Raw genomic sequence first — 13,664 nt, 5'->3', positions numbered from 1 at the left:
GCTGCACTGCAGGCCGGTATGTAGGAGTTGTTTATGCGTGTAACTCTCGGTGTACTGCAGACCAATCTGTTGCTGGTACTCTTTTTCGCCCTGGTACTGAATTGGCCAATCTTTTTGCATTTCTATACGGTGCTCAGCGCCCTGACCCATGTCAAAGCCGGATTTGCCATCTCGATCCCGCTGGTGCTGATCGCGGCGCTCAATGCCGTGTTTATTCCCTTCACGTTCCGGTTTGTGCTCAAGCCCTTTTTTACCGTGCTCATTCTGACTGGCTCCATCGTCAGCTACGCCATGCTCAAATACGGCGTCATCTTTGATGCAGGCATGATCCAGAACATAGTGGAGACCAACAGTGGTGAGGCGGGGGCCTATTTGAATGGCTCAGTTGCACTCTGGTTTCTGCTGACCGGGCTGCTGCCTGTTCTGGTGCTCTGGTCGCTGCGGATCCGCTATCCGGCTCGCTGGTATCAGGGGTTGGCGTGGCGGGCTGGTGCACTGGCTATCTCTCTGCTGTTTATAGGGGGCGTCGCGTCACTTTACTATCAGGATTACGCCTCGGTCGGGCGCAACAACAAGTCGCTGGCCAAAGAGATTGTGCCCGCCAACTATGTGCACGGCCTCTACAAATATGGGCGGGATGTGCTGTTTGCCACGCCGATCCCTTACCAGCAGTTGGGGACCGATGCCAGGGTGGTGGCCCGGGGAAGCAAGCCGACTTTGATGTTCCTGGTGGTGGGGGAGACGGCGCGCAGCCAGAACTACTCCCTTAACGGGTATGGCAAGGCGACCAACAGCTTTACGGCAAAAGAGCAGGGAGTGGTGTCGTTCAGGGATGTGCGCTCCTGCGGTACAGCAACCGCCGTTTCGGTGCCCTGCATGTTCTCCAACCTCACGCGCCGTGGCTACGATGACCAGCTTGCCAGCTCCCGTGACGGCCTGCTCGATGTGCTGCAACATGCCGGGATCTCGGTGTTGTGGAAAGAGAACGATGGCGGCTGCAAAGGGGTGTGCCGCAATGTGCCGACCATCGAGATCCTTCCCAAATCCTATCCTGCGCTCTGTCAGGGGGAGTCTTGCTATGATGAGGTGTTGCTGGAGGGGCTGGATCAGCAGATTGCAGGCATGAAGGGCAACAAGTTGGTGGCTTTTCACCTGATGGGCAGCCATGGTCCGACCTATTTTCGTCGTTACCCTGCCAGCGAGCGCGTCTTTATGCCGGACTGCCCGCGTAGCGACATTGAAAACTGCAGCAACGAAGAGCTGGTCAACACCTATGACAACACCATCCGCTACACCGACAAGGTGGTGGGGCTACTGATCGACAAGCTCAAGTCGCTGGAGAGCCAGTACGATGTGGGGCTGGTCTATCTCTCCGATCATGGCGAATCCCTTGGGGCCATGGGGCTCTATCTGCACGGCACGCCCTACAAGTTTGCGCCGGATGATCAGACCCGGGTGCCGCTGCTGACTTGGTTCTCGCCTCAGTTACAGGCCGATCGCCAGCTGGATATGGGTTGCCTGGCGGCGGAGGCGAGCAGCCAGCGCTTCTCCCACGATAACCTGTTCCACTCCATACTGGGGATCATGGATGTGCAGACCCGTGTGTACGACAACAAGCTGGATCTGTTCAAGCCATGTCGGGCGGGCTAAACCGCCAGCAAGCACACAATAGAAAACGGCAGCCACTGGCTGCCGTTTTGTTATCTCGCAAGATCAGTGTCTTACTTCTGCTCCATGATGATCTGCAGCAGATCCCCTTCCAGCAGGGCGCGCTTGACCAGCGCAAAGCCGCCATAGGTCGGCTGGTTCTGGAAGCGGGCTTTCACGATGGGCAGGCCACGGTGGAAGCTCGGCAGGGATTGATGCTCGACACAGCGACGGATGGCCGGGAAGAGGATCTCTTCGGCGGCGGTGATTTCGCCGGCGATCAGTACCTTCTGCGGGTTGAACAGGTTGACCGTGATGGCCACCGCTCGTCCCAGATGCTCACCCACGTTCTCGATGACGCTGCGGGCCAGTTCATCGCCTGCCAGCGCCGCCTTGCACACCTCCTGAATGGTGATGTGCTTCTCTTGCAGCGCGCTCTGGTGGCCGCGGCTGATGAGCTCCTTCACCTTGTCGATGATCGCTTCGTTGGAGGCGATGGTCTCGAGGCAGCCGAAGTTGCCACAGTGGCAGCGCTTGCCGAGCGGCTCGACCTGAATATGGCCGATCTCGCCGACGTTGCGGTTCTGACCGAGGAACACCTGACCCTTGGTGATGATCCCGGAGCCCGTCCCTTGGTGAACACTCACCAGAATGGAGTCCATGCAGTCGCGGGACTCGCCGAAGAAGTGTTCGGCCAGTGCCAGAGAGCGAGTGTCGTTGCCCACGTAGCAGGGGAGGTTGAAGTGGTTCTCAAGCAGCTTCGCCAACCCCAGATTACGGATCTGGTACTTGGGGGTGTAGATGACCATGCCGGATTCCGGGTTGACCAGACCCGGCATGGTCAGCGCGATGCTGATGAGGTTGCGACAGCGTTCGCGGTTGGCATCGATAAAGGCGCCAATCTCCCGCAGCAGCATGTCGACCACGGGTTGCTGGTCGATCTCGGTCACCTGAATGACGTGCTGGTCGAGCTCCTTGCCATCGAGGTCATAGAGACTCAGTTGCAGGTAGCCGCGGCCCAGCTTGGCAGAGACAAACTGAAAGCGATGTTTGATGGTGGTCAGGGAGATGGCACGCCGCCCGCCGGTTGAGGCTTGCGGAGAGGTCTCCTTGATCAGGCCATGCTCGATCAGTTGCCGGGTTATTTTGGTCACGCTGGCCGGGGCCAGCTGACTCAACTCGGCAATCTTGACCCGGGAGATGGGGCCTTGCAGGTCGATGAGCCGATACACGGCTGCACTGTTGACCTGCTTGATAAGATCTACGTTTGCTATTTGTCCGCCAGTCATGATGTCACTGTTGTGTGTAGTGTCCGTTAACCACGGTCCCACGGACCGTGAAGTCCTGATCGAAGACAGTGAGGTTGGCTACTTTACCGACCTGGATACTACCGAGACGTGAGTCCCATCCAATGGCGCGAGCGGGGTAGAGGCTGGCCATTCTCAGTGCTTCATCGAGCGGTAATCCGACCTGCTTGACCAGATTTTCCACCCCCTCAATCATGGTGAGGGAGGAACCGCCGAGTGTACCATTCTCGTCGACACACTGACCATCGCGTAAAAAGACGGTGGTGCCACAAAAATCAAATTTCTCAAAGCCTTCCGGCGCTCCGGCTGCCGCGGTGGCATCGGTGACCAGCACCAGTCGCTCCCCCAGCGCCTTGTGAGCCAGACGCACGTTGGCCCAGTGCACATGGTGGCCATCGACGATGATGCCCGCGTAGACATCTTTGCGATCGTAGATGGCGCCCACGACGCCCGGCTCGCGACCGTTGAGGGTCGGAGTCATGGCGTTGTAGAGGTGGGTCGCAAAGCGAATACCGTTATCGAACCCGGCCATCGCCTGATCGTAACTGGCGGCAGTGTGACCGGCCGAGACCAGAATGCCCGCTTCCACCAGACGGCGGATATGGGCCGGCTCGTTGCGCTCCGGAGCCAGGGTGATTTTGGTGATGGCATCCGCGTTGGCGCAGAAGAAGTCGATCATCTCGTCCGCTGGCTGGCGAATTTGCGCGGCAGGGTGGATCCCCTTGCGCTTGAGGTTGGTGTAAGGCCCTTCCAGATGGACGCCCAGCACCTCGTTGGGGTGTGCAGCCATGTAGTCGCGGGTCACCGCAACGGCCTGCTTCATATCCGCATCCGGACTGGTGATCAGGGTCGGCAGGAAGCTGGTGGTACCGGATTTGAGGTTGGCCGCCTGCATGGTTGCCAGGGTCTCGACCGTGATCTCGGTGTTGAACATCACCCCGCCACAGCCGTTGAGCTGCACATCGATAAAACCGGCGGTCAGATTGGCGCCTTTGAGGTCAATCTGCTCGATGCCCGCAGGCAGTTCGGCCAGGTGAGAGATGGCGACAATCTTGTCGCCCTCGATAAGCACCCCGTAGCCGGTCAGCACGCAGCTGCCGGTGTAGAGGGTGCAGTTGGTCAATGCGTACATGGCGACTCCTTACAGACGGCCGATGTTGGCGGCTTCCAGCTGCTGGAAGTAGCGAACGGTCTTGACCTTGAGCTCCATGGTGGAGGGCTCGTCGCACACCATCATTCCCTTCGGATGCAGTTGCAGGGTGGAGATGGTCCACATGTGGTTGACGCTGCCTTCTACGGCGGCCTGCAGGGCCAGTGCCTTGCCGTGACCGGTGACCAGGATCATGATCTCTTCCGCATCCATCAGGGTGCCGACACCCACGGTCAGGGCCAGTTTGGGCACCTGCTCCATGTCGCCACCGAAGAAGCGGGAGTTGGCGATACGGGTGTCTTCGGTCAGGGTCTTGACCCGGGTGCGGGAGGAGAGGGAAGAGGCCGGCTCGTTGAATGCGATGTGGCCGTCGTTACCCACGCCACCCATGAACAGGTGGATCTTGCCGTAGGACTTGATTTTGTCTTCGTAGCGCTTGCACTCGGCCACCAGATCCTCGGCATTGCCGTTGAGGATGTTGATGTTTTCGGGACGAATGTCGATGTGGCTGAAGAAGTTGTTGTGCATGAAGCAGTGGTAGCTCTCCGGGTGATCTTCCGACAGGCCGACGTACTCGTCCATGTTGAAGGTGACCACATTCTGGAAGCTCACTTCACCGGCTTTGTGCAACTCGATCAGGCGCTTGTAGGTATTGAGCGGAGTGCCACCGGTGGGCAGGCCCAGTACGAAAGGGCGATCGCTGGTCGGCTTGAACGCGTTGATGCGGTCAACGATGTAACGAGCAGACCACAGGCCTACTTGGCTGGCAGATTTCAACGGGATCAGGCGCATATGGGATACCTCTGTGTCGGGTTGCGACCGGTTTGGCGGTGGCAATTGGCTAAGACGGATTCAAGTTGTTTTATAGCGTAAATAAAGATTGCGAACTAAGCCACATCTATCCACCACCTTTATCTTGTTTGGGTGATAACGATCACGATTATCGGTTTATTAATTTGCGCAGCGAAATAAAAGCCCTAGACTGCCAATCAAGCCTTGATGGCTTATGCGTCAAACGTGATAAGCACTTAATTTCTAGAAAAACATTAACTAAGGAGAGGAACCGTGAACATTCTCGGTTATTTGCAAAAGATCGGCCGTGCCCTGATGGTGCCGGTAGCGGTATTGCCTGCCGCCGCGATCCTGATGGGGGTTGGCTACTGGATTGACCCGAATGGTTGGGGTGGTGACAGTGCGCTGGCTGCCTTCCTGATTAAAGCGGGCGCAGCCATTATCGATAACATGTCCGTACTGTTCGCAGTCGGTGTCGCTTACGGTATGTCCAAGGATAAAGACGGTTCTGCTGCTCTGGCTGGTCTGGTCGGCTTCCTGGTCGTTACCACCCTGCTGAGCCCGGGCGCTGTGGCCCAGATCAAGAGCATCCCGGTGGAGCAGGTTCCTGCCGCGTTTGCCAAGATCAGCAACCAGTTCGTGGGTATCCTGTGTGGTGTTATCGCCGCTGAGCTGTACAACCGCTTCAGCAGCGTCGAGCTGCACAAGGCACTCTCCTTCTTCTCCGGTCGTCGTCTGGTACCGATCGTAACCTCCGTGGTGATGATCGTCGTATCCTTCATCCTGATGGCCGTATGGCCGGCAATCTACGGTGGTCTGGTCTCCTTCGGTGAGTCCATCGTGAGCCTGGGCTCTACCGGTGCCGGTATCTACGCCTTCTTCAACCGTCTGCTGATCCCGATCGGTCTGCACCACGCCCTGAACTCCGTGTTCTGGTTCAACGTGGCCGGTATCAACGACATCCCGAACTTCCTGGGTGGTCAGGCTACCATCGATGCCGCTCTGGCCGCTGGCAAGAGCCTGGAGCAGGTGAAAGGCGTGGTCGGTATGTACCAGGCTGGCTTCTTCCCCATCATGATGTTCGGTCTGCCGGGTGCTGCGCTGGCCATCTACCACTCCGCCAAGAAAGAGAACAAAGAGAAAGTTGCCTCCATCATGATCGCAGCTGCCTTTGCCTCCTTCTTCACCGGTGTCACCGAGCCGCTCGAGTTCTCCTTCATGTTCGTGGCGCCGGTACTGTATGTCATCCACGCCGTACTGACCGGTATCTCCGTGTTCATCGCTGCCTCCATGCAGTGGATGGCCGGTTTCGGTTTCAGTGCCGGTCTGGTGGATATGGTGCTCTCCAGCCGTAACCCGCTGGCGACCAACTGGTACATGCTGATCCCTCAGGGTCTGGTCTTCTTCGGCCTCTACTACACCGTGTTCCGCGTAGTGATTGCCAAGCTGAACCTGAAAACCCCGGGTCGTGAAGATGACGAAGATAGTGCTCCGGCTGCCGCTCAATCTACCAACCGTACCGAGCTGGCCAAGCAATACCTGGAAGTGCTGGGTGGTCAAGAGAACCTGGTCTCCATCGATGCCTGCATCACCCGTCTGCGTCTGACTCTGAAAGACCGCAGCATCGTCGATGAGCGCAAGCTGAAAGCCCTGGGTGCGGCCGGTGTGGTCAAACTCGGTGAGCAGAACCTGCAGGTGATTCTGGGCCCATTGGCCGAAATCATCGCCGGTGAGATGAAAGCCCTGCGTTAATCGAGCGACTCGCTCACCTCAAGTCTAAGTCCATTGTTGACATAACTAAGGGCCCCGCTCAGGGGCCCCATATAAAAAAGCCAAGAAAATCCAACCTTTACTTCAAATGAGAGCAGCAGTTATGAACTTGAAACATTCTCTGTTAGCCATTGCCATGTCTACCGTTTTCGTCAGCCAGGTCCAGGCAGCCGATGCCGCCAAGCAGGCCGTGGTCGACTCCCTCGCCAACAACCTGGTGGTCAAGTATGAAGTGGTCACCAACGACGGTGCCGGTGCCGGCCTCGATTGCCAGGCGCTCGGTTCCGAGTGGGCGAGCTGTGGCGTTGCCAAGTTGCACCTGACCAATACCGGTGCGGACGTCACCTCCAAAGACTGGAGCATCTACGTCTCCTCCATCCGTCGTATCCAGCGTGTGGATAACGACCAGTTCACCATCACTCACCTGACCGGCGATCTCTATCGTTTGACGCCAACCGAGAAGTTCCAGGGCTTTGCCAAGGATGCCACGGTCGAAGTGCCGCTGGTGGTGGAATACTGGGTACTGTTCGAATCTGACATCATGCCGAACTGGTATGTCGCCAGCGAAGGTGCCGAGCCGAAAGTACTGGCCAGCATGAGCAACATCAATGATGCCAGCACCTACGAGAAGCCGATGCCGGCTGATGGCTGGAAGCGTACCAAGGATGACAAGAACATCCTGATGAACAGCGAGACCCGCTTCGCGGCCAACCAGACCAGCACCCTGCTGCCGGCTGGCAAGATTGACAACCAGATCCTGCCGACCCCGATGAAGCAGGTGGTCAAAGCTGGTCCGCAGGTTGACTTCTCTACCATCAAACTCAATGCCCTGGACTTGCCGAGCGATCGCGCCGAGGCCCTGAAGGCTCAACTGACCAAGCTGGGTGTTACCCTCTCCGACACCGGCTACCCGGTGACCATCAAGCTCGGCAGCAAGCTCAAGCAGGCTGAAGGCTATGACATGACCATCGGTCAGAAGGGCACAGTGATCCAGGGTCGCGACATCGACGGGGCATTCTGGGGTGCACAATCCCTGATCTCCCTGCTGGGTGTTGATGACAAGCTGGTGAGCCCGATGACCGTCGAGGATGCGCCGCGCTTTGAATACCGTGGCATGCAGACCGACGTGGCCCGTCACTTCCGCAGTCTGGATACCATGAAGAAGCTGGTTGACCAGATGTCTGCCATGAAGCTCAACGTGCTGCACCTTGGTCTGACCAACGATGAAGGCTGGCGTCTGGAGATCCCGGGTCTGCCGGAGCTGACTCAGGTCGGTAGCCAGCGTTGCCACGACGAGTCCGAAACCAAGTGCCTGATGCCGCAACTGGGTTCCGGCCCGACCAGCGACAACCAGGGTTCCGGTTTCTACAGCAAGTCTGACTACGTGGATCTGGTGCGTTATGCCAAGGCCCGCGGTGTGACCGTGATCCCCGAGATCAACATGCCGGCCCACGCCCGTGCTGCCGTGGTCTCCATGGAAGCGCGCTACAAGCGTCTGATGGCGGAAGGCAAAGAAGCGGAAGCCAACCAGTTCCGTCTGACTGATCCGGCTGACACCTCCAACGTCACCTCGGTCCAGTTCTACGACAAGATGTCCTTCATCAACCCTTGCCAGCCGGGTGCTGCCACCTTCGTGGCCAAGGTAATGGATGAAGTTGCCCAGATGCACCAGGCCGCCGGTCAGCCGCTGACCGCATGGCACTACGGTGGTGATGAGGCGAAGAACATCATGCAGGGCGGTGGCTATCAGGATCCGGCCGTCACCAAGAAAGAAGAGCTGGTCGCCTGGAAAGGCAACGTCGACTCCAGCAAGCAGGACAAGCCGTTTGGCAAGTCTCCGATGTGCCAGAAGATGATCGACGAAGGCAAGATCAAGGAAGTGGGTGAGCTGCCGGTTTACTTCGCCAAAGAAGTGGGCCAGATGGTCAAAGACCGCGGTTTCTCTACCCTGCAGGCATGGGAAGATGGTCTGAAGTACGCCAGCGGTGCCAAGGACTTCGCCACCGACAACACCCGTGTCAACTTCTGGGAAACCCTCTACTGGGGTGGCTTCAACGAAGCGATGAAGTGGGCGCACAAGGGTTACCAAGTGGTGCTGTCCAACCCGGATTACCTCTACTTCGACTTCCCGAACGAGGTCCACCCGGCCGAGCGTGGCTACTACTGGGCTACCCGTTTCAACGACACTCGCAAGGTGTTCGCCTTCGCCCCGGAAAACCTGCCGCAGAACGCCGAGACTTCGGTTGACCGCGACGGCAACGCCTTCGTGGCCAAGGGTGACCAGGATCCGGTCAAGTTCAAGGGGATCTCCGGTCAGCAGTGGAGTGAAACCGTGCGTACTGATGCTCAGTACGAGTACATGGTCTACCCGCGTATCTTCTCCGTGGCCGAGCGTGCCTGGCACAAAGGTGGCTTCGAGCTGAACTATGTGAAGGGTCGTGAGTTCTCCGGCGAGACCAAGTTCGTCAACAAGGCCACCCTCAACAAAGAGTGGAACCAGTTTGCCAACGTACTGGGTCAGCGCGTGCTGCCGAAACTGGATCAGGCCGGTGTTGAATACCGCCTCTCCGTACCGGGTGCCAAGGTAGTGAACGGTGTGCTGGAAGCGAACGTGGATCTGCCGGGTCTGCCCATCCAGTACAGCTTGGACGGTACCAACTGGAGTGCCTATGACGCCGCGGCCAAGCCGAGCGTGAATGGCAAGGTCTACCTGCGTACCACCAGCTTCGATGGCAAGCGCACCAGCCGCGTCACCGAACTGAACTGATAGCAGTCAACCGTTAACATGAGGTGGGTCGCAAGACCCGCCTTTCCCAAGGGCGATGGCGCATCGGGTTTGGGAAAGGTTGACTGTGCGTGTGAGCCTTTGTTGTGTGTAATTGTCTGTTTTGTGTTTTTCATCACTTTCAGCCCCGCCTAGTGCGGGGCTTTTTTATGTATTTGGGGTGCAATGTGCCAAGCCACGCCGTTTTTAGCGGTGCAATGGCCGGGAAATGGCCCGGAAGTGCCAAATTCAGGTTGAGACAGCGCCCGTAATAAGGGATCATACCCGGCTTGACGGCGGGGGGATGAGGGTGCCAGCCGGCACAACTTCCGCCAGTGACGCTTTTTTGAGGTGAGCCATGAGTCAGGCGAACAGCCCAACTAACTTTATTCGTCAGATCATTGATGAAGATCTGGCCAGCGGTAAGCACAGCAGCGTGCATACCCGTTTTCCGCCCGAGCCGAACGGTTATCTCCATATCGGCCACGCCAAATCCATCTGCCTGAACTTCGGCATCGCCCGCGACTATCAGGGCCAGTGCAACCTGCGTTTCGATGACACCAACCCGGTGAAGGAAGATATCGAGTACGTAGAGTCCATCAAGCAGGACGTACAGTGGCTCGGCTTCCAGTGGAATGGCGAGATCTGCTACTCCTCCGACTATTTCGACAAGCTGCACGGCTACGCCATCGAGCTGATTGAAAAGGGTCTGGCCTATGTGGACGAGCTGACGCCCGAGCAGATGCGCGAGTACCGTGGCACCCTGACTGAAGCTGGCAAGAACAGCCCGTTCCGCGATCGCAGTGTGGAAGAGAACCTGGCGCTGTTTGCCAAGATGAAGAACGGCGAGTTCGCCGAAGGCACCGCCTGCCTGCGCGCCAAGATCGACATGGCATCTCCCTTCATGGTGATGCGTGATCCGGTTATCTACCGTATCAAGTTTGCCCACCATCACCAGACCGGTGACAAGTGGTGCATCTACCCGATGTATGACTTCACTCACTGCATCTCGGACGCGCTGGAAGGGATCACCCACTCCATCTGCACTCTGGAGTTCCAGGACAACCGTCGTCTGTACGACTGGGTGCTGGACAACATCACCATCGACTGCCACCCCCGTCAGTACGAGTTCTCTCGTCTGAACCTCGAATACACCGTCATGTCCAAGCGCAAGCTGAACCTGCTGGTGACCGAGAAGCACGTCGATGGTTGGGACGACCCGCGCATGCTGACCGTTTCCGGTCTGCGTCGTCGTGGTTACACCCCGGCCTCCATCCGCGAGTTCTGCAAGCGCATCGGCGTCACCAAGCAGGACAATATCGTCGAGATGAGCATGCTGGAAGCCTGCATCCGTGAAGACCTCAACGAGAATGCGCCGCGCGCCATGGCCGTGCTGCATCCGGTGAAAGTGGTTATCGAGAACCTGGCTGCCGACGAAGTGCTGACGGCCCCGGCCCACCCGAGCAATGCCGAGATGGGTACCCGCGAGCTGAACTTCACCCGTGAAATCTTCATCGACGAAGCGGACTTCAAAGAAGAGGCTAACAAGCAGTTCAAGCGTCTGGTGCTGGGCAAGGAAGTGCGTCTGCGCAATGCCTATGTGATCAAGGCCGAGCGCATCGAGAAAGATGCCGATGGCAAAGTCACCTGCATCTACTGCTCCTACGACCCCGAGACCTTGGGCAAGGATCCGGCCGATGGCCGCAAGGTGAAAGGGGTGATCCACTGGGTCAGCGCCACTCACTCCCTGCCAGCGGAAGTGCGTCTCTACGATCGTCTGTTCAAGGTGCCGAACCCGGGCGCCGAGGATGACTTCGAAGCCGCGCTGAATCCGGAATCCCTGGTGATTATCGAGGGGGCCCGTGTCGAGGCTTCCCTGAAGGACGCCAAGCCGGAGCAGGCTTACCAGTTCGAGCGTGAAGGTTACTTCTGCGCCGACAACAAGCTCTCCAGCCCGGAGCATCTGGTGTTCAACCGCACCGTTGCCCTGCGCGACTCCTGGGGCAAGGTAGAAGGCTAAGCCGATGGGGCAGGGGAGACCCTGCCCTGTGTGCTGCCAGCGGCCTGCGCCGGACAATAAAAAAGCCAGCTGATGCTGGCTTTTTTATTGTCCGTTATCTGCAAGTCGCGGGCGACTTATTCGTCGTGCTTGCACTCACCGGTAGCACAGTGACCGTAGAGGTAGAGGCTGTGGTTGGTGAGACGGATATTGAATTTCTTGGCGATCTCGCGCTGACGCTGTTCGATCACTTCGTCGGAGAACTCGATCACCTTGCCGCAGTCAAGGCAAACCAGGTGGTCGTGGTGCTCCTGAGTGGCCAGCTCGAATACCGACTTGCCACCTTCGAAGTGGTGACGGGTAACGATACCGGCATCATCAAACTGGTTGAGAACGCGATAGACGGTAGCGAGACCAATCTCTTCACCCAGGTCGATCAGTCGTTTATAGAGATCTTCGGCGCTGGTGTGCTGGCAATCCGGCTGTTGCAGGATTTCCAGGATTTTGACCCGGGGCAAGGTGATCTTGAGCCCGGCCTTTTTTAACGCTTGGTTGTTGTCTGCCATATTCTACTTATTCGCATTCTCGAAGGTGGGGTTATTCTGATGGACTGCCGCAGGAATGGCAACCTTGAACTCGCTTGGCCTGTCATTATAGGTCGTAGCCTCCCTAAAAATAAACCCAGCAATTCAAGGGGTTTAGCCATAAAGGGCCGGTTGGATTGAAATAATCAATCGTGTCGTCCGACTTGCTGGCATGGCAGATGTTGATAAGATGTAACTTTCATATTCTGGTCGGATGAGATCCATGGATTGGCTTTTTGACAATGCGGCCTGGGTGCGCCGCGCACTCAACGCCTGGCCCCCTTTCTGGGGCGCCGGTATCAAGATAGAGACCCTGAGCGATGACTTTCGCTACTGCCGGGTTACCCTGAAATCCCGCTGGTGGAACAAGAACGCCAACCGCACCCAGTTTGGCGGCAGCATGTTTGCCATGACGGACCCCATCTATCCGCTGATGCTGATGGGCTACTTCAAGAATCGCTACTACGTCTGGGACAAGGCGGGCAGTATCAACTACATCAAGCCGGGCAAGGGCAAGCTGGTGGCCGAGTTTAACCTGACCGAGGGCAAGCTGGCCGAAATCGTGGCGGCGACCGAAGGTGGCAACAAGCACTTCCCCGAATTCGAGGTGACGGTGCAGGACAAGAGCGGCGAACTGGTGGCGCAGGTCAAGCGCACCCTCTATGTGCGAGCCAAACCGGAGCACAGAGGTGAATAACAGGGGAGAATAAAGGCAAGCATCGCCACTTGCAGATACAACAAGGGCCCCGTCGGGGCCCTTGTTGTCAGAGGTATGAGAGGAGGCGGATTACTCCAGCTCGCCCAGGCACATCTCTTCGTGCAGCTGCTTGCACCAGCCCTTGACGCGCTCGGCGGTCAGCTCCGGCTGGCGATCTTCATCGATACCCAGACCGACAAAGTGCTTGTCATCGACCAGCGCCTTGGAGGCTTCGAACTCGTAGCCGGCAGTCGGCCAGTGACCGATGATGATGGCGCCTTTGGCTTCGACGATGTCACGCAGGGTACCCATGGCGTCGAGGAAGTACTCGGAATAGTCTTCCTGATCACCGCAACCGAAGATGGCGACCAGCTTGTTGGTGAAGTCGATTTCGCCCAGATCGGGGAAGAAGTCGTCCCAGTCGGCCTGGGCTTCGCCGTAGTACCAAGTCGGGATGCCGAACATCAGCAGATCAAAGCTCTCGATGTCGGCCTTGCTGCTCTTGGCGATGTCACGGACTTCAATCAGGTTTTTGCCCAGCTCTTTCTGGATCATCTTGGCGACAGCTTCGGTGTTACCGGTATCGCTGCCAAAAAACAGACCTACACTTGCCATAGTGTTTAGTTACCCGTATTTGGTGTTAATGCTCAACGCTCAGACTGCAATGTCCACCGCAAAGGCGGACTCAATCTGTTGTTTCAGGATAGATTGGATCAGCTCGGCTCGGCTGATGTTCTGTTGTAACGCAAGTTGGTTCAGGCGCTCCAGCAACTCGGCCTCCACCTTTAACTCTACCCGCTTCAGCCCATTTTCCCGATCGCGCTTAAGCTGGTTACGCTTGTTGATCTTGAGCTGGGTCTCGCGGGGGAGTGGATTGGTCTTTGGCCTGCCGGGGCGCTTCTCATTTGCGAACAGATCCAGTGTTGTTCGATCAGTTTGCTGTTTGGCCATACA

Annotated in this window: 11 protein-coding genes; 5 read left to right on the top strand and 6 right to left on the bottom strand. The window is 57.6% G+C overall.

The features are described 5' to 3' along the window. The first annotated feature begins 33 nt into the window (after nt 1-33). On the top strand, nt 34-1,650 hold the full coding sequence (locus AB5Y97_RS08755; RefSeq protein WP_368157613.1) for a phosphoethanolamine transferase: 1,617 nt from the start codon (nt 34-36) through the stop codon (nt 1,648-1,650). A 71-nt stretch (nt 1,651-1,721) separates the two neighbouring features. Here AB5Y97_RS08755 and AB5Y97_RS08750 read toward each other — a convergent pair whose 3' ends face one another. The 3 genes from AB5Y97_RS08750 to nagB are packed head-to-tail and all read right to left on the bottom strand — an operon-like array spanning nt 1,722 to nt 4,896. Beyond that, nucleotides 1,722-2,936: an ROK family protein gene (locus tag AB5Y97_RS08750; protein ID WP_005334312.1), complete on the bottom strand. Its 1,215-nt coding sequence runs from the start codon at nt 2,934-2,936 to the stop codon at nt 1,722-1,724. A gap of 4 nt (nt 2,937-2,940) precedes the next feature. Continuing rightward, the gene (nagA, locus tag AB5Y97_RS08745) at nt 2,941-4,086 is read right to left on the bottom strand and encodes an N-acetylglucosamine-6-phosphate deacetylase (RefSeq protein WP_064336859.1); all 1,146 of its coding nucleotides are present in this window, start codon (nt 4,084-4,086) and stop codon (nt 2,941-2,943) included. A 9-nt stretch (nt 4,087-4,095) separates the two neighbouring features. Beyond that, a complete protein-coding gene (nagB, locus tag AB5Y97_RS08740; RefSeq protein WP_368157611.1) occupies nt 4,096-4,896 on the bottom strand; it encodes a glucosamine-6-phosphate deaminase in 801 nt (266 codons plus the stop codon). A gap of 273 nt (nt 4,897-5,169) precedes the next feature. Between nagB and nagE the strand changes: the two genes are divergently transcribed. From nagE to glnS, 3 genes are all read left to right on the top strand, one after another. Beyond that, nucleotides 5,170-6,648: an N-acetylglucosamine-specific PTS transporter subunit IIBC gene (gene nagE, locus AB5Y97_RS08735; RefSeq protein ID WP_005359399.1), complete on the top strand. Its 1,479-nt coding sequence runs from the start codon at nt 5,170-5,172 to the stop codon at nt 6,646-6,648. Between the two features lie 121 nt (nt 6,649-6,769). Continuing rightward, the gene (locus AB5Y97_RS08730; RefSeq protein WP_005334304.1) at nt 6,770-9,433 is read left to right on the top strand and encodes a beta-N-acetylhexosaminidase; all 2,664 of its coding nucleotides are present in this window, start codon (nt 6,770-6,772) and stop codon (nt 9,431-9,433) included. Nucleotides 9,434-9,788: 355 nt separating this feature from the next. Further along, on the top strand, nt 9,789-11,450 hold the full coding sequence (glnS, locus tag AB5Y97_RS08725) for a glutamine--tRNA ligase (protein ID WP_069554708.1): 1,662 nt from the start codon (nt 9,789-9,791) through the stop codon (nt 11,448-11,450). Nucleotides 11,451-11,566: 116 nt separating this feature from the next. On the opposite strand, the gene fur is transcribed toward glnS, so the two are convergent. After that, nucleotides 11,567-11,995 carry a ferric iron uptake transcriptional regulator gene (gene fur / locus AB5Y97_RS08720; RefSeq protein ID WP_005334301.1) on the bottom strand — a complete coding sequence of 143 codons (429 nt, stop codon included), beginning with the start codon at nt 11,993-11,995 and terminating at the stop codon, nt 11,567-11,569. A 241-nt stretch (nt 11,996-12,236) separates the two neighbouring features. Between fur and AB5Y97_RS08715 the strand changes: the two genes are divergently transcribed. Further along, nucleotides 12,237-12,710, top strand: coding sequence for a DUF4442 domain-containing protein (locus AB5Y97_RS08715; protein WP_005334300.1), 474 nt, complete (start codon nt 12,237-12,239; stop codon nt 12,708-12,710). 90 nt (nt 12,711-12,800) lie between these two features. Here the strand turns inward: AB5Y97_RS08715 and fldA are convergent, their stop codons facing one another. Further along, nucleotides 12,801-13,325: a flavodoxin FldA gene (gene fldA / locus AB5Y97_RS08710; RefSeq protein WP_005334298.1), complete on the bottom strand. Its 525-nt coding sequence runs from the start codon at nt 13,323-13,325 to the stop codon at nt 12,801-12,803. A 39-nt stretch (nt 13,326-13,364) separates the two neighbouring features. Beyond that, entirely contained in the window at nt 13,365-13,661 is a 297-nt protein-coding gene (gene ybfE / locus AB5Y97_RS08705) for a LexA regulated protein (protein ID WP_005334297.1), read from the bottom strand. Between the last annotated feature and the right edge of the window lie 3 nt (nt 13,662-13,664).

The sequence above is a fragment of the Aeromonas sp. R10-2 genome, from assembly GCF_040908445.1.
Lineage (GTDB): Bacteria > Pseudomonadota > Gammaproteobacteria > Enterobacterales > Aeromonadaceae > Aeromonas > Aeromonas veronii.
This window is presented reverse-complemented; position numbering and strand designations above follow the sequence as displayed.